The 19538-nt window shown below is 65.5% G+C and carries 12 protein-coding genes and 3 pseudogenes; 8 read left to right on the top strand and 7 right to left on the bottom strand.

The window, feature by feature from the left end:
* The first annotated feature begins 182 nt into the window (after positions 1-182).
* On the top strand, positions 183-1325 hold the full coding sequence (locus tag OOK40_RS29215) for a hypothetical protein (RefSeq protein ID WP_266487409.1): 1143 nt from the start codon (positions 183-185) through the stop codon (positions 1323-1325).
* Here OOK40_RS29215 and OOK40_RS29210 read toward each other — a convergent pair.
* The 4 genes from OOK40_RS29210 to OOK40_RS29195 form a co-directional block, all read right to left on the bottom strand.
* Positions 1301-1894, bottom strand: a complete 594-nt coding sequence (locus OOK40_RS29210) for a hypothetical protein (RefSeq protein WP_266487408.1) — start codon at positions 1892-1894, stop codon at positions 1301-1303. The genes OOK40_RS29215 and OOK40_RS29210 overlap by 25 nt on opposite strands.
* Positions 1895-2014: 120 nt before the next feature.
* The gene (locus OOK40_RS29205; protein WP_266487407.1) at positions 2015-2389 is read right to left on the bottom strand and encodes a type II toxin-antitoxin system VapC family toxin; all 375 of its coding nucleotides are present in this window, start codon (positions 2387-2389) and stop codon (positions 2015-2017) included.
* Complete coding sequence (locus tag OOK40_RS29200) at positions 2389-2631, bottom strand: type II toxin-antitoxin system Phd/YefM family antitoxin (protein ID WP_266487406.1); 243 nt, start codon at positions 2629-2631, stop codon at positions 2389-2391. The genes OOK40_RS29205 and OOK40_RS29200 overlap by 1 nt, the downstream gene beginning before the upstream one ends.
* Positions 2632-2705: 74 nt before the next feature.
* Entirely contained in the window at positions 2706-3152 is a 447-nt protein-coding gene (locus OOK40_RS29195) for an ATP-binding protein (RefSeq protein WP_266487405.1), read from the bottom strand.
* 158 nt (positions 3153-3310) lie between these two features.
* On the opposite strand from OOK40_RS29195, the pseudogene OOK40_RS29190 reads away from it, so the two are divergent.
* Together OOK40_RS29190 and OOK40_RS29185 are read left to right on the top strand one after the other, a co-directional pair.
* Positions 3311-3802 (top strand): annotated as a pseudogene (locus tag OOK40_RS29190) (Scr1 family TA system antitoxin-like transcriptional regulator); the annotation flags it as partial.
* A 116-nt stretch (positions 3803-3918) separates the two neighbouring features.
* Positions 3919-4683 (top strand): alpha/beta fold hydrolase, encoded by a 765-nt coding sequence (locus tag OOK40_RS29185; protein ID WP_266477192.1) that lies wholly within the window; start codon positions 3919-3921, stop codon positions 4681-4683.
* Between the two features lie 71 nt (positions 4684-4754).
* Here OOK40_RS29185 and OOK40_RS29180 read toward each other — a convergent pair.
* Positions 4755-4952 (bottom strand): annotated as a pseudogene (locus OOK40_RS29180) (IS630 family transposase); the annotation flags it as partial.
* 54 nt (positions 4953-5006) lie between these two features.
* Between OOK40_RS29180 and OOK40_RS29175 the strand changes: the two are divergent.
* A pseudogene (locus OOK40_RS29175) lies at positions 5007-5354 on the top strand (DUF5753 domain-containing protein).
* The gene (locus OOK40_RS29170) at positions 5351-5560 is read left to right on the top strand and encodes a DUF397 domain-containing protein (RefSeq protein ID WP_266487404.1); all 210 of its coding nucleotides are present in this window, start codon (positions 5351-5353) and stop codon (positions 5558-5560) included. Before OOK40_RS29175 ends, OOK40_RS29170 begins: the two are co-directional and overlap by 4 nt.
* A gap of 45 nt (positions 5561-5605) precedes the next feature.
* On the opposite strand, the gene pglX is transcribed toward OOK40_RS29170, so the two are convergent.
* Entirely contained in the window at positions 5606-9298 is a 3693-nt protein-coding gene (pglX, locus tag OOK40_RS29165; protein ID WP_266487403.1) for a BREX-2 system adenine-specific DNA-methyltransferase PglX, read from the bottom strand.
* A 211-nt stretch (positions 9299-9509) separates the two neighbouring features.
* On the opposite strand from pglX, the gene OOK40_RS29160 reads away from it, so the two are divergent.
* Entirely contained in the window at positions 9510-10814 is a 1305-nt protein-coding gene (locus OOK40_RS29160; protein ID WP_266487402.1) for a hypothetical protein, read from the top strand.
* Between the two features lie 19 nt (positions 10815-10833).
* Here OOK40_RS29160 and pglW read toward each other — a convergent pair whose 3' ends face one another.
* The gene (gene pglW / locus OOK40_RS29155) at positions 10834-15249 is read right to left on the bottom strand and encodes a BREX system serine/threonine kinase PglW (protein WP_266487400.1); all 4416 of its coding nucleotides are present in this window, start codon (positions 15247-15249) and stop codon (positions 10834-10836) included.
* A gap of 258 nt (positions 15250-15507) precedes the next feature.
* Between pglW and OOK40_RS29150 the strand changes: the two genes are divergently transcribed.
* Positions 15508-17451, top strand: coding sequence for a DUF2075 domain-containing protein (locus tag OOK40_RS29150; RefSeq protein WP_266487399.1), 1944 nt, complete (start codon positions 15508-15510; stop codon positions 17449-17451).
* 134 nt (positions 17452-17585) lie between these two features.
* Positions 17586-19472 carry a DUF2075 domain-containing protein gene (locus OOK40_RS29145; RefSeq protein ID WP_266487397.1) on the top strand — a complete coding sequence of 629 codons (1887 nt, stop codon included), beginning with the start codon at positions 17586-17588 and terminating at the stop codon, positions 19470-19472.
* The last annotated feature ends 66 nt before the right edge of the window (positions 19473-19538 follow it).

The following is a 19538-nucleotide window of genomic DNA, read 5'->3' as shown; positions in this document are numbered from 1 at the left end:
TCGCAGAGCGCGACGATGACTGTCGCCCGCTGACTGTTCGCACTCGGCGGCGCCTGCTCAGGGAGCGGTCGCCTCACTGAGAACGGCTCCACCTCCACCCGGCCCTCTTGTCCGCCCGCGTCCCCGCACCTGACACTCACGGTGCGCGGGGCGCACCGGAAGACCTCAAGGGGGATGGTCGCATGGTTGCCAGGGACGCATTCGAACCCGTCGGGACTCTGCTCCACGATCGATTACTGACCATGGTCAACAGCCAGTCGGTGTTGGACACTCTGCCCCACATCGACCGCCAATACGGCGGGCTGGTCCTGACCGGAGTCGACGCCCCGGTCCGCTGCCGGGAAATCAGAAACGCCTTCCCAGATCTCGTCGTCGCCATGGACCACGAAAGCCACGTGTACGCGGCCGCCACCGCGGACGCCCCCTTCGGTATCCGCACGCGTAACGGTTTCCAAAGCGTGAGCGGCTCCGAGCTCAGCGAAGTCCTCGAAGGCCAACTGCTCAACAAGACGTCTTTCGCGGTAACGCCGACCTGTTTTATCCACCACGACGACGAAGGGGACCAGGTAATCCGGGCAGTCGTGTCCCGCGCCAACGCGCTGGACCGGACTGACACCGTCGTCCTCCTACCTGTCAGCTACAAGTGGCTGCAGTCGGCATCCCTGCCTCGTCTCGCAGCCCAGATCTGGACGAGCCGCCACCCGGTGGCCCTCATCATGCAGTCCGACCGCGACCCGCTCATTCATCGAGGAGTTGTCGAGGGTCTACGGCAGTTGTGCCGCTCTTGCCCCGGCCTCCTGGTCTGGCGCACCGACCTGGCCGCCTTCGACGCCATGGTCCACGGCGCGCTCGGCGCCGCGGTGGGGGCGACAGCGGGCCTCCGTCATGGCGTGGACCCCCTTCGTACCGGCGGCGGGGGCAGCTGGAAGCCGTTCACCAGTGTGCTCGCCGGGCGACTTCTGAGGTACGTCCGTGTCGCGACCCTCCAGGACTGGTTCGCCCACAGTGAGCCCTGGACGTGCAACTGCCCCGTCTGCCAGGGAGCGACGCTGACCCGCTTCACCGACAAGCCGTCTGACACGATCGCGGCCGCACAGCACAGCGCCCGCGAACTCTACGCACTTCACCAGGAGCTGACCGCCACGGTCCCCGGCGGGGATCGCCTCGAGTGGTGGCGTCAGCTGCTGGACGACGCTTTCGCCTACCACCGCGACCTTGCCCTGCAGGCGGAGATGGAGATCGCGGTTCCTTCTGTGCTGCGAGCCTGGAGGCAGGCAAGCCCGCTACCGCTGCCCCGCAGTCACGAGCGGCCCGGGCCCAGCTGACGCCAGGCCTGCTCGTGCAGGAGCCACTGCGCCGCCGAATGTCTCTGCGGACGAAAGCGGGCAGGCTTCATGAGCCATCGAAGTCCCTGTCTCCCGTCCAGCGCTACACCGACCCCGTAGAAGCGGGCTTTGAGCAACAGCAGATCGAAATCGGCATCCTCCCCGGGCACCGCTTCCGGAATCACGGCGCCCCGAGCACAGAAGGGCCCGAACTGTGAGGCGAGGCCGACCACTTCATCCCCCACATGCCCGTGTAGGAGCACCAATTCCACCCGTGCCACTGGCGCCACCCGCCTGACAACCACGTCGCGCGCCTCGTCCAGATCCACCACGCCCCGGGGCGCCTCGCGCAAGGCACGCAGGTCGTACGTGTCGAACGCGCGTAGCGGCACCGGAATACCCACTGGAAGCTCATACAGCAGCCTCAGGAGGGACCGGCTGTCGACGGCGCCGAGCCCCACCTCCGACCGACGACGGGCCTCGTCCTCCATTACGGTCACGCTCGCCATCACCTGCCGCCGCCGCAGCCGCAAGCCCACCAGCGCATCCTCGGCGAGCAGCAATCCCATGTCCTCACAGTCCCCGGCCGGTGCACAGGCTCTGTGGTCTATCAGGGATACCGCCGCGCCGCCCCTCGCATGCCTGGATACACCCCTCGCGTCACTGGCATCGGTACCATGTCGGCCCTCTCAGACGGCCATGACCTGGACGTCGTACTGCGGAATCCACTTGTCACGCGTGATGAGGGTCATACCTTCGGTCTGGGCCTGGGCAACCAGTATCCGGTCGAACGGATCCCGGTGATGGGCAGGCAGCCTGCCCGCCCGCACTCCGTGCCCCGCGGTGATCGGCAGCGAGGTGAACTGGCTGTCCCGCACCCGTTCTGCCAGATCTGCCGGCCCCTCGAGCTTTCCGAGGGACTGCTTGATCGCGATCTCCCACGGAGTGACCGCGCTGACGTACACCCCGGGCTCGGTGTCCAGCAGGTCCTTGATCTCCCCGGAGAGCTCTGGGGAGTCGTCGAGCCACCAGAGGACCACGTGGGTATCGAGCAGAAGTCGCATCAGCGCATCCCAAAAGCATCGGCGATGTCGTCGGGCAGCTCATCGAAGTCCTCGGGGATATGGATCTGCCCCTTGAGCGAGCCACGCCCCGTCCGCTTCACCTTGGGCCGCAGCGGCACGACCTTGGCGACCGGCTCCCCCGCCTTGCTGATCACCACCTCCTCGCCGGTGGCCACCTGTTCCAGGATGCGGGAGAAGTGGGTCTTGGCCTCGTGCACGTTGTACTGCCGAGCTTCTTCCACGGCTGCCTCACAGGGCGGATCGACGGGTGGACTAAGTACTGGACTAACCCTACTCCTGGCAGTGCATCCGTGCATCAGACCTGCTCCGCCCCGGCCACGAGCACCTCGGCCCAGACTGTCTTGCCGACCGGCCGCCCGGCCACACCCCACGCGAGCGTGAGCGCCTCGACGAGCATCAGCCCGCGGCCCGCTTCGGCGTCGCCGGGCGGGGCCGCGACCTCGCCCCGGGAGGGCGGCTGCTTCTCTGTCCGGGTGTCGGTGACTTCGATCCGGATGACCTGCGCGCCGCCGAGCATGAGCCGCAGCTCGAAGTCCCGGCCGGGCACGCGGCCGTGCGTGGCCGCGTTGGCGGCGAGTTCGGCCACGACCGTGGCGACGGCGTCGGAGGGCTCACAGCCGTAGGGGATTCCCCAGGCATCGAGCTGCTGGACAGCGAGGCGACGGGCGAGCCTCGCGCCTCGTCGGGTGGCGGAGAGTCGCTGGGTGAACTCACGGGTGGGGGTGGCGATTTCAGCATTCACGTAACAGAGCGTGGTCGAGCGACTCTACTCTGAACAGGAGCGACGTCGGTACGGAGCGTGATCTGTCCGGGCACGGTGACAGCCTGTCCGGGTCGCCGGGCGTGTCACAGAGCACGCGGACGCCGTTGGGTACGGAGCACGTCGGAGGTGGCAGGGCAATGACGACCGGGGCAGGGCAGTCGGGGAGCGGAACGGAAGAGCAGGACTGGGAGGAGGGCTCCTCGGACGTCCTCAAGACCGTCGGCAAACAGCTCAAGCTGTGGCGGGAGCGTGCCGGGCTGAAACAGGCCGAGTTGGGCCAGGCGATCGGGTACGGGGAGGAGCAGGTCTCGTCGGTCGAGCGGGGGCGGCGGGCTCCGAAGCCGGAGTTTCTGGACACGGCGGACGAGGTGTTGGGGGCGGGCGGGATTCTGGCGGCGTTCAAGGAGGACGTGGAGCGGGCTCGGTACCCGAAGAAGGTCCGGGATCTGGCGAGGTTGGAGGCGGACGCCGTGGAGTTGGGCGCGTACGCAAGCACCGTCGCCCACGGGCTCTTGCAGACCGAGGACTACGCCAGGGCCCTGTACCGAATGCACCGGCCAACGCTGGACGAGGACACCATCGAGCGGAACGTGGCCGCGCGCATGGCCAGGCAAGTGATCTTCGATCGTCGGCTAGTGCTGTGACCGGGAAGGTTTGCCGGGTTCACGACCCCAGAGGGCTTGCGTCGCGGGTCGGCGCCAAAATGCGGTGTCCTCGGGACGTGGTGTCCGTTACCGTCCGCCGGATGACTCTTTCTCACGACGTGTCAGGGGACGGTCCTGCCCTGGTGCTGCTGCATTCCTCGGTGTGTGACCGGCGCATGTGGGACCCGCAATGGCCGGTGCTGGTCGACGCCGGGTACCGGGTGGTCCGGTGCGACTTCCGGGGGTTCGGCGACTCCCCGGTGGCGGACCGCCCGTACGGCGACGCCGGAGACGTCACGGACCTCCTGGAGCACCTGGGCATCGAGCAAGCCGCACTGGTCGGGGCCTCGTACGGCGGACAGGTAGCCCTGGAGGTGGCTGCTACCCGTCCGCACGCGGTCACGGCCCTGGTGCTGCTCGGCTCCGCGATGCCCGGGCATGTGCCCGGTCCAGCGCTGCGGTCCTTCGCCGAACGGGAGGACGCGCTGTTCGAGGCCGGCGACCTCGCGGGGGCCGTCGAGCTGAACGTGGAGACGTGGCTGGGTCCGGAGGCCGGTGACGAGACCCGGGAGCGGGTCCGCCGGATGCAGCGGCACGCGTTCGAGGTGCAGTCAGCGGCAAAGGAGGAGTTCACTCCGGCCGAGGCGCAGGTCGACCTCTCGCAGATCAAGGCACCCTGTTTGGCCGTGTCGGGCGCGCACGACCTGGCGGACTTCCGCGAGATCGCCGCCCGTCTGCCGGAGCGGATCCCCGGCGCCCGCCACCTGGAACTGCCGTGGGCCGGCCACCTGCCGGGCCTGGAACGGCCCGGCGCAGTCGCCGACCTGCTGACGCAGTTCCTCCGCGAGACAGTCCCCGGCACCTGAAGGCGCCACGGCCAAGCAAGCCGTCAGGCGGCAGCGAACAGGGGCCCGCCGCCCCAGCGGATGGCCTTCTTTTTGTGGATCACATCACGGACGGTGTCCTGGTCGGCCTGGACCAGCTGAGCGATCACCAGCACGCGGTCCGCCGGCCGAGGCCAGCAGCATCATCGCCCGCCGGTGGCGGACCGGGCTCGTGCTGTCCCGGCGCACGATGCGTTGTAACTGCCGGCCCTCCTGGTCGGTCCTCTCCGGACCTTGACCGGCTCTGCCATCGCAGCTTCCGAGCAACCCGGTGAACCTGTGCGGTCACAGCACTAGCGCCGTTTTTGAGCTTTGTGCAGGAAGAGGCGGCGCTGCGACGCTCGGTCGGTGGCACAGTGGTGCTGCGCGGACAGCTCGAACGACTATTGGAGGTCGGGCAGTTGTGAAATGTCGAGATCCAGGTGATGCCAACTAGGCGCGAGGACCATGCTGGCCTGGGTGGCTCGTTCCGACTGATCGATCCCCAGAACGGAACGAAAGTGGGTCACGTGGAGATCCAGCAGTTCAGCCGCGTGATCGCCGACCGGAATGATGTCCGCCGCTTGGAAGCCCTTTATGGGATCATCCGGGCGCAGGCTCTCACGCCACGGGAGTCACTGGCGTTCCTCGAGAAAGTGTGGGGAGAGACATGACCACCGAGCCCTCTGCCGACAGTGCCGCCGAACTGGAGTGGTTCAAAAGCAGTTACAGCACCAGCGAAGGCCCTGATTGCCTCGAGGTCGCTTCCTCCCCAGGCACGGTGCGCGTACGGGACTCGAAGGACCGACAGGGTCCGCAGCTCGCCTTCGGCTCGACGGAATGGACCGCCTTCATCGCATACGCAGCCGAGCGCGCCTGAGGCAAGGTGGCGGCTCCGATCCGGTCGGGGCCGCAACCACCTCCGTTACTCCGCGTCGAGCGCCGCCTGCTCAGCCGCTCCCTTCTTCGGCGCGGCCGCCTTCCGGCCCCGCGTCTTCTTCTCCGGCCGCCAAGCCCGCAAGTCCGCCTCGCTCACCTGGTGCTTGGCGCACAGCTCCTCGAAGTACGCCTGGTACTCGTCGGCTGGCACGCCTTCCCACTCCTCGTCGTACTCACCATGCCACTGCCGCACCCACGGCATGATCTCCAGCAGCCCGGCCAGCAGCGGCTTGATACGGTCCGTGCCCCAACCAGCCTGCTTCGTACGGTCGTCGACCAGGTTGAACAGGGCCTGCGCCTGATCCTTGTGGTCCCAGCCAGCCCAGCCGAGAAGGATGGTCGAGTCCGCATCGGGGCTCGCCTCCAGGTAGGAGATAAACCGCTCCTTGGGCACGTCAAGCTTCCCGCGATGCGACCAGTAAGAAGCCTTCTGAAAGTCCGTCGATTTATACTTTGGGGGCACACCAATGTTCAGATGCCTCCCACTACGATCCTCTTCCCGCTGCTTTTCCCAAACTTCCTCCCACTGCTCACGGTTGCGCAGACCCATGTCCTTGTACCGCATAGCTCCTAGGTATGGGACGTGCTCGTCAGCGACGATCTCGACCAGCACATCAGCAAGTGGCAGATCAGGCTTTCCCATGTGGTCGGCTGCATAGAGCTGCGCAACGGAATTGAAGTCGGCGTCACCGCGCAGGGCGTCGGCAAGCTGGCTGGCAGTCAGTGCCTGTGGCTGCTTGACGCCATCTCGGAGTCCGTACCAAATACTAGGGTCCTCGATCCGATTAAGCAGCCAGATCCGCAGCGCCGTCTTCTCCTTCTTCTCCCACGACTCGGACGCCCAGCGCCGCTTGTATTCGGGGCGCTCGACGAGAGCGATGTCCTTGCGGCGCTCGATGGCATCGATTCGGGCCTGAACGACCGACTTGTAGCCATCCGGCCAGCCACTGGGGACTGCGGTTACGGGCGTATGTCCATGGTGACTGAACCACCGAGTGCGCACCCCACGAGCGGCAACAGAACGAGCTAGGAGGATTTCAAATGCCCGCTCTCCAGGATTAATTTCCGGAAGTGAACTGAGATCGAAATTCACAAGCGTCTCAGCCTCATCCGCACCGAAAAAGCCGTAGGAGGCGTAAACTTGCCAATCCAGCTCCTCCTGCAGGGCAATCATTTTCCCAGCTGTCCGCAAGTAGACTTCCCGTGCAGCATCAATTTCGCGACGTGTTGGCACGGAACTGTGCACGCAGACAGCATGCGGATCGCACTGACTAAGCTCCTGAGCGAGAGCATCAATAGCGCGGCCGAGTGCGGGAATTTCACTCGGGAGTGGAAGCTCCCGGAGCTTCGTTCCTGTAAATTCCCAATTCCACGACCAAGGTTGATCCGGCATTCCACTAGCCGCCGTCACATTCCCCTTACTGTGACTCACTTGCTTGAGCCAAAAGCACGTCACGGAGGAATTTAGCAGCCCAAGGAGCTCAAGGTGCGAGTCCTCGCTCGCCCCTTCCGGAAGTTTAATTACAGGCGCGGACTGTTTAAAGACCTTTCCCCCTCGATCCAACACGAAGTGATTATGTGTCGCAACGAAGGAGAAGGCAATTCCGAGCGGGATGGAGTACCTCTCAGGATGCCAGCGACTCCACTCGAACCACGTAAGGCCAATCTCCTCATGGGTTCCACCAGGCTCACGGCGTTCACGCAAGAGAGAGCGATGCCGCCAGAGCGAACGAGCAACGGCGATGTCTCCGTCGTCTGCGACCAGCCGGTCACTGTACGGGAAGAGGGCCTCAGTGGACGCTCTCAGTTTCCAGTCTCGGATCACCTGGCCTTCCACCAGAGGCACAACGTGGTGGCGAGGTACGCCAGACCGCTTCCAGTCCCCGACGCCTGCAAAGTATGAATCGTCACTTCCGGTATGGGCTGTTCGCCCAATCAAACGGACTCTGTCCCCGAGCTTCGATGAAGATGCCTCCGAAAGGAAGGAAAATACCTCACTAACACCCCCACCACTGAGCGACCACGGATGACTCCCGAAGCTCGAACGCTCCAAGTCATGGACACTAACCCAGTCAGATTCAATACCTGGCCGACTAATACCAGCCTCAATATCCACCCACGCCAAGCCACCCGCCGGATCGCCGTCTTGAGCGGGAACTCCGCGAATACCAAGTACAGCCCTCACGGGTGCATCGGGCCGACTGAATCGATTCCTCCCGATCAGAATCACTGTCGGCGTACTATGCCCAGGAATATCCGCTACCGACGAATCGATAACAGAGGTGACGTCAAGCGCTGGAAGATATTCTTCGATAAGCTTCTTGCCGAATTCACGCTTCATGAAGGAGTTGGCGGTAATTTGTCCAGTGAAACCACCCCTCTGCGCATCCCCTGCCCCCCTAATGGCTAGCTCAAAAATCCGCTGAGCGAAAGGAACCGAGAGAGCATACTGGCTAGCGCAGGCAGAATACGCGGCTCGATAGTTATCGCTCTCCCGCTTATCCTTCACCGTAATATAGGGCGGATTCCCAACAACCACGTGATACGATCCCCGCCCGAGCAAATTCACCCGTGCCGCGAACTCCCCTACATCCTCTGTCGCGTACTGGAAAGTCTCCCCGTCCCTGTCCCCCTCCTCCGCGAACAGCGTGTCCAGGTCGGTCTGGATTCCCGCTGCGCCTCGTCCGTGCAACAGCGAGTCCCCCACCGCCACATTGATCGGGAACGACGGCGCCTCCGCCAGCCGCCCCGCCCCCGCAGACCGCATCGCTGCAACAAGCAGCCGGAAGCGCGCAATTGACGCCGCGAATGGGTTCTTATCGCACCCGTGCACCGCGTCCAGCGCCCGCCGGACGATCACCCAGTCATCCGTCCCCGGCTCAGCCACCCGCCACTTCTCCACCAGCCTCGCGAAGATCCCCAGCAAGAAGTGCCCAGATCCGCACGCCGGGTCGATCGTCCGCAACCCGCCCTCCGGGTGCAACCCGAACTCCTCGATCGCTGGCTCCAGCGTCAAATCAAGGATGAACTCCTCCACGAACTCTGGCGTCTGCAGCAGCGCATACGTCTTCCGCGCGTGCTCGCTCAGGTCCTGGTACAGGTCGCCGAGGAACCTGGTGTCCCACTCCGCGTCCGTGAAGTCGTAGAGGATCTCGCCGTCCGCACCCCGCCGCCGCCAGAACGCCAACAGCTCACTCGCCGCCTCGTAGCTGGGCGTCAGCTCCCACAGCGGATTGTGGGCACGGGCGAAGAGCCCCGCAGCCGTTTCATTCGCGTCCGCCAGGTGCTGGAAGGCCTCGACCAGCCAGTCCCGGTTGTTGAGGTGCGGCTTCTCTCGGAAGAACGCCTCGTGCCGCTCCTCCGCATCCCGCAGCCGCTCCCCCGGCCCCGCCAGGAACGGCCACTCGATGAGCCCGTTGTCCTCGCAGAACCGCACGAAGACGCACCCCAGCACCCACGCCGCCGCGGCCTGGATAACGCGCTCGTCGCGCCACGCCCCGTACGTCGCCGCGGTCCGCTTGCTCTCCCGGGCTCGGGCGTACTCGACCTCCAGTCGAGTGCGAAACTCCTCGACGGACTCGCTGCGCTCCCGCAGGTCATTCTCCAGGGCGGTGACCTGCTTCTTCAGATCCTTGAGCAGCCCAGCCCTGTCCACGCCCGCACCCGCGACTGTCGTCACTCTTCGTATCCCTCCGCACCGCAGCGCCATCCGCCACGAACCCGACGGCTCGACCCTCAATCCTGCCAGCCCGGCCGGGCCTTCACCCCTCACGGGCACAAATAGGTCCGCCCGGCCCTGAGCCAAGTCTCAGATCATGCTCAATCCGCTTGCTGGGGCACCGTCCTGGACGAGAGCATCCAGGGTCCTTTGGACGCGACGGGGAGACGACGTGGGGCTCATCTTCACTCCGATCTACGACCTGATCGAAAGCGGCGTCAGCACAAAGTGGTTGAGCGCCGGCCTGCAGCTTGGGGCATCGATCGTCATCATTTCTTTGATGCTCGGACTCATGCGAGCAGCTGCAGTCAAAGCCTGGGGGTATGCCTCACAACTACCCGCGCGAAGCCACACAGTCGACCGTGATCGCAAGCATGCCGAGCAGCTCGGCCTCGACACGAGCGACGTCAACTGGCGCAAGACCTTTCCTCTCAACCTGTTTGCACCGGAAAGCAGGACGCCGCGCAATGCCTTCCATTATCTGCGAGCCCGGCGTCTAATTGCCTTCACGAAGGTGGAATCCCTGCGGCGCCTTGCAGGTGCTGAACATCTGATAGACGTCTCCTTTGAACGGCTACTGAGTACCCTGTTGACCTTGGCTCGTCCGCGCTACTCGGCAACGCTCTCACTGCTGCCGCTGTACGCCTACGCATGGGATCGTTCGCCTCGCGCCGATTGGGACAAGTTCATCACTTTCGTGTCTGGACTGGTCGAACAGAAGGCCTTCCTCCCTCTGAGTCTTGCGCTGGTCGGCCTCGTCGTCGTAGCCAGCCCCTCGCCCCTCCTGGATCGCATTCGCGCCCGCGATGAGGCAGCGAAGGAGACAAATAAGCTGCTCACGGAGCTCAACGGACTCCTCGGAGAGTTCCGCATGGCCTATGCGGATTGGGTGGACATCATGGAATCCAGCCGCCATGAATATTTCAGGCGCCTTGCATCCGACTCAACGCAGTCGACATGGACCTGGACTCCACACGACGGCCCGAACCAGAAGCATTTCTGGCCGAATCAGATAAATGACAGGCTCGGCGGCGCTGCAGCCAGACGACTTGAAGCAGCTGGAACACGAGTGACCGAACACATGGAAACTATTCGAGACAAGGGACTCTCTCCTGTCGCCCACAGAATCCTCAGCCCTGTCTGGTCATCTTTCAGAATGTCCACGCTGGACAACCCAATGTCTCACTGGACCCGCGAAATCGGGATGCACTACCCACTCCAGCCCGATAACATATCGCGCGAACTCAAGGAAAAGGTCATCCGCCTATCCCGGCAAGTGGAGTTGACAGAGACGGAGAGTTCAGTAGCAACGGCCCTGAAGCTCGACTGGGAGCTCACGCGCACCATGTACCACTTCGATGATCGGCTGCGTGACGCGTATCTGCTCCAGAAGCGCCTCGATCGCGTCGCTACATTTCTCAACAAGCGCCTCTACGGCACAACGTGGAGTCGTCTGCTCTCCGTCGCCAAGAGTTGACCGAGGAACCGACCGCAGCCTACTGCGATGCCCCAGCCTCGCCACCGCGGAGCACGTCCAGGAACAAGGTATCCAGGTGCGTGCGCTCGCCGTCACCCCCGATGCACTCAACAGTCCTCCCATCCAGGTGCGGGAGCTGACTCCGGGTCTCCACCGGGCTCAGTAGCCACAGGCCGTGCGGGGCATCTGCAGGGCGGCGAGCAGCACCCTGGAGTTTCACCAGAAGGTCCCTCCCGCCCTCGTCCCAGTAGCGGGCGACCAGGCCCGCGTCATAAAGGAAGAGGACCGTACGCGGAGCAGAAGCGCGCGCCAGGAGGCGGGACTCGACGCGGCCCCAGACGGTTCGTACGTACGTGGCGAGCCCCTTGGAAATCTGGCCGCTCGCGGAGTAGCGCGCGTCGACGCCGAGCACCTTGTCCCACGGCTGGTTCTTCTCTTCGGCCAACGCCCGGAATTCGGCAAGGAATTCGCTGTTCAAGTCCACGCGGGTGACCGGATACGCCGCGGCGACCGTCTCTGCCACGCCCGGCAGTCGCGTGCCGCGAACGGTCAGGGCCAGGAAGCCGCCGCGCCGGACGGAGGCGTCGAGCCTTGCCTTGATGGTGGAGTGCGGGTCCTGGGCAGCGGGGCGAGTACCCGGGGGCGGCGCCATGAAGCTGGTGCCGTCGCCGGTCGAGGTCCAGGAGGCCGCGGCTTCCACCGCGGGTGGGAGGAACTTACCCTGCTTCTCGTCGAATTCGAGCGTGAAGCGGGCCTCTCGCAGCGCCTCCTCCAGCTCGACATGCGTAGGCTCCGCGCCTCCCGCCAGCAAGGCGAGATCCGGGAAGCGTGCGCGGAGGCGATTGTTCAGTTCCCGGGGGGTGATGCCGTGCTCCCGGCGCACCCCGGCGCCTGCCTGCGAGATACGCAGCGCCCGGTCCAGGGTCAGGTCACTGGGATACAGCTCCAGTCGCGGGCTCGCCTCGGCTGTCGGCGCGACCGAGGCCGCGAGCGCGACCAGGCGGGTGTCGGCCAAAGGGGCAAGGCCGTCCGGGGCCGGGACGGTGCGCAGTTCGCGTACGACAGCGGCCCTGCCCGGAAGAGGCTCCTCATAGGCCAGACGCTCCGCCTGCTTGCCCAAAGCCGCGGCGTAGTCGGCCAGTTCACGCGGGGTGGGATCGGCGGTGCCGGGCAGCGACTCCGCGGCAATCAGGACGGCATCTTCCCGGCGGTGCCAGGCGAGGCGCGGTTCGTGCTGTTCCTCGCCCTCGGTCTCGCTCGCCCAGGTCTCCGCCTCGATCGCGGCCCGTACTACGGCGAGTGCCTTGGCGAGGACACGCTCCTCGGAGTCGTTGCCGGCGCCGTGCCGTATCCGCAGCTCAACGGCGAGTTCCCGGGCGGTCATCACACGGCCCGCGGCTTCGACGATGTCGACGAGGGTCTGCCGTACGGTCGTGAGCCAGTCGGTCTCGTGCCATTCCTTGATGGCGGTGCGGTGGTGGCGGGAGACCGGTGGCTGCTGGATGCCGATCCGCTGGGCGACACGCTTCTGCACCGGCCAGGGGCCGAGCGGTGAGAGCCCTCCGTCCTCCGGCGGCAGGCCCAGGGTCAACCGGACCACATCGGTACGGTGTGATCCCTTGCGTCCGGAGGCAGGGTCCAGCAGCGCGGCCATTTCGTCGATCGCTAGGACCCCGCCCGAGTCCGCCGTCGGCGTCTCCGAATCGGGCTGCACTCGCTGGGGGGCCGGTGCGGCGGGACGCTTGAGCGCCGCGGCCCACTGCTTGCGGCGCCGGTTGAGCTCCTTGCGCACGAGGGCGCCCGCGCCCCTCGCCTTGGAGATGATGTACGGCTGGATCTCGAGCAGGCCACCGACTGTGGTGGCGCCGAGGCCGTTGGCGACCGAGATGGCACGCGGAGAGAGGCCGGCGGCGTCGAGCGAGGTGTCCAGGTCGGCGACTTCGGCGGCCGCGTCGCGGGTGTCGTCCACCGACTCGGAAACGGTGTCGACCGTGGCGGGGGTGGTGGCGGGCTTGCCGGCGTCAGCGGCCCGGAAGATCTCGTACCAGGCATCGCGCATCTGGCGCAGAGTGTCGAAGCGGCGCTCGGTGTCCTCGTGAAGTGCGCGCTCGAAGAAGGCTGTCAGTCCATCGCTCAGTGCGGGTTCGAACAGCTCCGTGGCAACGGACAGCTTGGCCTGCTCGCTGGCGACCGGATCGGACTGGCCGCCACCCCACAGAGGGCGCTCGCCGCTGGCCATCTCGTGCAGGGTGACGGCGGCGGCATAGCGTTCGGCGTGGTCGTCGTAGTGCGCGCGGCGGACCGAGCCCAGGAAGGGATCGAGGTAGCCGCGGGTGCCGGCCTTGATGTCCCGGTCGGAGGCGTCGGCGAGCGAAAAGTCGAAGAGCATCAGCTGCCAGATACGGTCGCTGCGCTTGTACAGGCCGAGGTTGTCCGGCTTGAGGTCGCGATGGCGCACGCCCTTGGCCGCAAGCTGGTCGAGCGCGTTGAACAGATCGCTACCGTACCGCTCCAGCTCGTGGTAGGAGAGCTTGCCCTCGCCGCGCAGCCGGGCGCCAAGGGTGCGCTCGCCCGCGTACTCCAGCTCGAGCAGGGTGCGTCCCGCCACCTCGCGAGGGCCGCCCTTGAGCTGCACGACAGTGCCGCCGCCGACCTGTTCCAGAGCTTGGGCCTCGGCGCGCAGCCGCTCCGCCTTCTCCTGGTCGAGGGCGACCTTGAAGACCCGTTCCTCGGTGTGCGAATCGCCGTCCTCGTCCTCGACCATGCGCTCGACCAGCAGAGCGCGGGCAGTGGCGCCGGTACCCAGGACCCGTCGTACGGACCATTCGCCGTCGAGGGACTGACCGGGGAGGGCGGACAGCGGATCGAGCTCGCTGACGGATGCCGGCTCGGGGGCCGCGTTCTCCTCCTCGGCCCGGTCCAGGAGGTCGATGAACCGGTCGACGGTGCCGAGGCGGTCGTCGGGTTCGGGACGGGTGGCCTGGTGGATCAGCTTGTCGAGTTCCTCGGAAACCCCGTCGACGACCGCGAATAGGCGCAGGCCGGAATCGGTGCGGAGGCGCTCGCGCAGGGCGCTGCGCTGGGCGGCCGGGGGCTGCCCGGTGAGGATCAGATAGGAGACCGCGCCCAGGCCGAAGACGTCGAGGTCGACCGGATCCGCGTAGGGCTGCTCTGTCTCGGGGGCGAGGTAGACCTGAGCGGCGTCCTCGATGAGGCCGGTGTCGAGAGTCGCGTTGCCGAGGGAGCGCAGCAAAGTCGCGTTCGTGTCGAAGTCGCGGGCCGCCGTCTGCCAGTCGGTGATGCGCAGTTCCGGACGGGAGCCGTCCGGGCGGGCCGACACGTAGACGGAACGGGCGGCGAGGGCGCGATGGAAGAGCGAGCGATTGTGGGCGTATCGGACGGCTTCGGCGAGCTGGCGCACCAGATCGAGGCGCATCTCGGGAGTGAGACGGCCACCGTGGGTGGCCAGGTACTGGTCGAGCCGCAGATCCGTTTCGCGGTGGCGGAACAGGATTGCCGGGCCCGCTTCGTGTTCGCGGATCTCGACAGCGGCGGCGATTCCGCGGTGGGTAATGCCTTGCAGTACCTGGTACTCGCGCTGGGCTGCGCGCCCGGTCTGCTTCTTTGCGGCGTCGGTGGCCTGCTGACCGACCAGGTAGATGCGTACCCGGCCCTCCTCGTGGACCAGTCCATCGACCCGCTTGGCCAGCCGGTCCTCCCAGGACTGACCGGCGTCCAGTGGATGTGCCTGCATCCGCCAGGCGTCGCCGAACTTCAGATGGGCCGTCGACTGTCCGATACCTATGGCCTTGAGTAGCTTCGGCAGCTGGTTACGGGAGAACTCGGGGGTAATCCGGCGCTCCGGCCGGTCCGGAGGGAGCCCCAGGAAGTCCTGCCAGATACGCGCCAGTCCGCTCGCACCGTCGTCCCGGCCGAAGACACGGACCCGCTGAATGTCGTCGAGGTGACTCTCCAGGTCCGTCGCCGAGAGGAAGACGGCCGGTTCGATGCGGGGCAGTGCGCGGTCGTTCAGGCGCAGCTTGCGGGCAGCCCACTGGAGCTGGCTCTTGAGATCCTTCGCCTTGGCGTCGTTGAAGTGCAGCGGGTTGCTGATGGTTCGCGTCCGGTCGGGGCCGTGGAAATTCCAGGTCGATCCGGAGTTCTCCAGCCTGCCCGGGTGGCTCTTGATCTCGACGAGGTAGAGCCCTGCGGGTACCGCGATCAGGAGGTCGCACTCGTTGATTCGGCCGGACTGCGCGGTGAAGGAGAAGGTCGCCCAGGCACGGTAGGGCTCGGCGGGCGGCATCAGACGGCGGATGTGGTCGAGGGCGTCTTGCTCCCAGGCGTATGGGGAGGGGCGCTCCTGGTTCCACTGGTTCTCGGGCCTGGGCGGCGGTCCGGGCTTGGGGGCCGAGGACGTTCCTGCTGCCGTCACGGTCCGACCTCCGCGGTGTCCATCGCCTGCTCCGAGTGCAAAATCCCTGGTCGACCTTACCGTGCAGAGAATCCTCCATGTCCTGGAATGCCTGCGCGGATTCCTTGGCGCATTCCCACTCCCTCGCCTCGAGTTCGCGCTAGCGTTCGCTTGTTGTCGCGGCCCGCCAGGCTTCCGCTTCCCGGACATGCCTCCACCCGCACGAGATTTCGCGTGCCATGGGGGAAGTTCTTGCCGTCGTATCTGCTCCGGGAGTCTGTGTCCGCGCTGGTCGAAGAGATCAGGCGGCAACCGGGGATGGTTCATCGCCCGCTGACCGAACGCCTGATCCAGGCGTACAAGCAAGGCCACAAGCAGAAGAAGGAACCTGCGGCTTCCTGGGTCGAGGCGTGGGAGAACAGCCTGCCCGTCGTGATCACCGCACTCGGCGACCGTGGGCTCGGCCAGGTCGAGGTAATCATCGAGTTCGGCCTGCCGCACACCGATGCGGATGTGGATGTGCTGCTGGCCGGCGTGCATCCCGGAAGCGGCGAGCCCTCGTACGTACTGGTCGAACTGAAGCAGCAGCGCACCGCCTCGGTACACCCGGAACGCTCGGTGGCCGTCGACCTCGGGTACGAGAAGTGGAAACTGCATCCGGTCCGGCAGGTTCAGAAGTACTGCCAGTACTTGATGGAGAGCAAGGCTGTCCTGCGCGGAAGGCCGGAGCGGGTCGTCGGGGCTGTCCTCATGCACAACGCGCACGACGAGGACGTACACGAACTCTTCGAGCTTCCAGCGAGCGACCACGGCAGGCTGTACACCATGGACCGGCTCGAGCCCTTCCGGAAGCTGCTTGGTGCCCGTCTGGCGCCGAAGCCCGGCGGAGAAGCGGCACAGGCGCTCATCGATTCCGCAGAGTACGAGCCACCCAAGATCACGGATGTGAACCTGACGGCGCGGATGGGGAAGCCCGAGCGTTTCCACCTTCTCGATGAGCAGGAGATGGCGCACCAGGACGTCCACGAGGCGGTGCAGCGTGTCCGGGACGGCGGTTCCAAGGAAGTCATCATCGTCCGTGGCGGGCCGGGCAGCGGCAAGAGTGCCATCGCTCTGGAGCTGCGACGCACGCTCGAGCTGGCCGGCTGGGACGTCATTCATGCTTCAGGGGCGAAAGCGCTCACTCTGACCCTGCGCGAGACTTACGCGCGCGACGCGCCACGTGGCCAGAAGGGCAAGCTCGACAAGGAAGCAACCAGGCTGTTCACGTATTTCAACCAGCTGAAGAAGCTGCCACCGGACAGTTGCGACGTGGTGATCTGCGACGAAGCGCACCGCATTCGCCGCCACTCCATCGACCGGTACACACCGAAGGAGGAACGGGAGAATCCGCGTCCGCAGGCTGACGAGATCATCGAGGCCGCGCGGGTTCCCGTCTTTCTGCTCGACGACTGGCAGTCGCTGCGGCCTGAAGAAGTCGGAACTGCCGAGCACCTCGCGAAGCGGGCGGAGGCGCTCGGCCACAAGTACACCGTCATCGACCTCGGCGGAATGTTCCGTGCTCAGGGAAGCGCCTACTTCCGTGACTGGGTGCTCAAGCTGCTGAGCGTCGATACGCACACGCCTCAGGCTTGGGTGCCCGATGGGCGCATGCAGGTCCAGCTGGCGGAGTCGCCGCAAGAGATGGAGTCCTTCCTCGAGGAGCGCAGGCTGGAGGGCGCCAGCACGCGCATGGTGGCAGGCTTCTGCTGGCCCTGGAGCGCTCCGGACGATGAGGGCAATCTGGTCCAGGACGTGGACATTGAAGGCTGGCAACGCCCGTGGAACGTCAAGGCCGGATACGCGGTACCCGACGCACCGGACGCCGACTTCTGGGCCACGGATCCCCGGGGCACCGGCCAGATCGGTTGCGTTTACACAGCCCAGACCTTCGAGTTCGACTGGGTAGGTGTGATCATCGGCCCTGATCTGGTCTGGGAGGACGACAGGTTCACCGTGCAGCGGCCCGCAACCTGTGATCCGGAGCTTCGCAAGAAGAGCATCGATCAGGCCGACATCGTGCGATGCATTCGCAATGCGTATCACGTGCTGCTGACCCGCGGCATCATGGGCGTCGTTCTCTACGCGACGGACAAGGACACGCGAGACGCCCTGCGCGGGTATGTCATCAACTCGGTAACCCATCCGCTGCCGAGGCCGATGCGGAAGATCCTCAAACAGTGATGTCGTGATCCCGCCAGAGGGCGACGGTTCCCCTTCGATAGCATCTGAGGAATCGTCAATGCGGCCCGCCGGGCTTCCGTTTCAGGACATGCCCCCACCCGCACGCGCTGCTTCGTGCTGCCTGGGGGCATTCCTTGCTGTTCCGCGACTCCGCCGCTGCGGTTGCCGCCCGCCACCTCGAGGGATCGCTGGCTCTGCATCTGACCGAACAGTTCGTCCGCGCTCATGGGTACAGGCCAGGCCCCTCCGAGGTGCGTTCGTGGGAGCGCAGCATCCCGGCACTGACCGACGCGTTGCTCGATGCCGGGCTCGATCAGGTCGAAGTACTCCTTGAGTACGGGCTGCCGCTAACCAGCAAGCGTGCTGATGCGGTACTGGCCGGCGTCCATCCCCGGACGCAGAAACCGTCGTACGTGGTTGTGGAGCTCAAGCAGTGGAGTGAGGCGCACCCCGACGAGGATGAGCCTCTTCTGTGCCGCATCGATGGGTACCCCAGACTGAACCCCGTTGAGCAGGTACGCGGCTACTGCGACTATCTGGTCGCGTTCAACGGAGCTCTGGCACGGAACCCGAGGCAGATCTCAGGTGTTGCGTATCTGCATAACGCGACAGAGTTCGGCGTCGTCGGACTGAACGAGGTCGAGCAGACCGAGCGCGGGCGGATGTTCACCGCTGACCGGCGGGGAGCGTTCCTTGCGTATCTACAAGCGAAACTGGCCCCCGTACCCGGTGCTGACGCGGCCGACGAGTTGCTCACCGCAAAGGTTCAGCCCTCGAAGCAGTTGATGAGTGTTGCGGCTCAGGAGATTCGAGAGCGCGAACAGTTCACACTTCTCGATGAGCAGCGGGTCGCGTACGAGATTGTCCTGAAGGCCGTCCAGCGGGCTCACGAGTCGAACCACAAGGAAGTCGTGGTTGTCAGCGGCGGCCCTGGAACGGGCAAGAGCGTCATTGCACTGTCCCTGCTGGGCGACCTGTACCGGCGTGGTATCCCAGCTCTGCACGCTACCGGCTCACAGTCGTTCACCAAGACCATGCGCAAGGTCACGGGCGTCCGAAAGCCCGAGGTGCGGGAGCTCTTCAAGTACTTCAACAGCTTCGTTACAGCGAAGCGCAACAGTCTGGATGTACTGGTCTGCGATGAGGCTCACCGCATCCGCGAAACCTCCGCAAGTCGCTTCACGCCGGCCACACAGCGCACCGGGAAGCGGCAGATCGAGGAACTGATCGATGTCGCTCGGGTGCCGGTGTTCCTTCTGGACCAGCACCAGGTTGTACGCCCGGGTGAGATGGGCACCGTGGAGGACATCAAGGCTGCGGCGGCGGACAAGGGCCTGGGCTGCCGTGTGGTGGAGCTGGACAGCCAGTTCCGGTGCGGTGGCAGCGACGCCTACCTTCGGTGGGTCTTGCGCCTGCTGGGGCTTGAGGACGGCGGCCCGGTGGAGTGGGAGCCGGATGGCCGGATGCAACTGGAGATCGTCGAATCACCTCAGGAGTTGGAGGCGGTTCTGCAGGAACGCCAGTCAATGGGGTATCGGGCCCGGATATCTGCGGGCTTCTGCTGGAAGTGGTCGGAAGCGAAGCAGGGAAAGCCGCTGCCGACGGACGTACGGATCGGCGACTGGGCCCGACCGTGGAACATCAAGGGCGAGCGATCCGTGATGGGTGCTCCACCTTCGGCCCTTTGGGCTACCGACCCGGCCGGATTCGGCCAGATTGGTTGCGTCTACACGGCACAGGGCTTCGAGTACGACTGGAGCGGAGTGATCCTCGGCCCCGACCTGGTGTGGCGGGACTGCCGATGGGTCATAGACCGCACGGCTTCCAAAGATCCGGCACTGACCAAGAAGATCCCGTCACATCTCGATGTGGCACGTCTGATCCGCAACACATACAAAGTGCTGTTGACACGCGGCATGGTGGGCACAGTCATCTACTCGACCGACCCGGAGACACGAGCCAAACTACGCACCCTCGTGCGGGTAGCGGGGCGATCAGTCGCCCATGCTGAGATTCATTGAGCCCTAGGTCAGAAAACGCTGGTCGGCTCCTGTCCGCCTCGCCGTAACCACGCGCGAAGGTGGAGG

Source organism: Streptomyces sp. NBC_01481 (genome assembly GCF_026339995.1).
Taxonomy (GTDB): Bacteria; Actinomycetota; Actinomycetes; order Streptomycetales; family Streptomycetaceae; genus Streptomyces.
The sequence above is the reverse complement of the archived record's forward strand: the minus strand, read 5'-3'. Positions and strand labels throughout refer to the sequence as shown.

Bases quoted from the DNA above. Each gene is read 5' to 3' on its own strand.
- OOK40_RS29205 (WP_266487407.1), bottom strand. From the start codon at position 2,389: ATGCGACTTCTGCTCGATACCCACGTGGTCCTCTGGTGGCTCGACGAC.
- OOK40_RS29215 (WP_266487409.1), top strand. From the start codon at position 183: ATGGTTGCCAGGGACGCATTCGAACCCGTCGGGACTCTGCTCCACGAT.
- OOK40_RS29185 (WP_266477192.1), top strand. From the start codon at position 3,919: ATGACTCTTTCTCACGACGTGTCAGGGGACGGTCCTGCCCTGGTGCTG.
- OOK40_RS29170 (WP_266487404.1), top strand. From the start codon at position 5,351: ATGACCACCGAGCCCTCTGCCGACAGTGCCGCCGAACTGGAGTGGTTC.
- OOK40_RS29210 (WP_266487408.1), bottom strand. From the start codon at position 1,894: ATGGGATTGCTGCTCGCCGAGGATGCGCTGGTGGGCTTGCGGCTGCGG.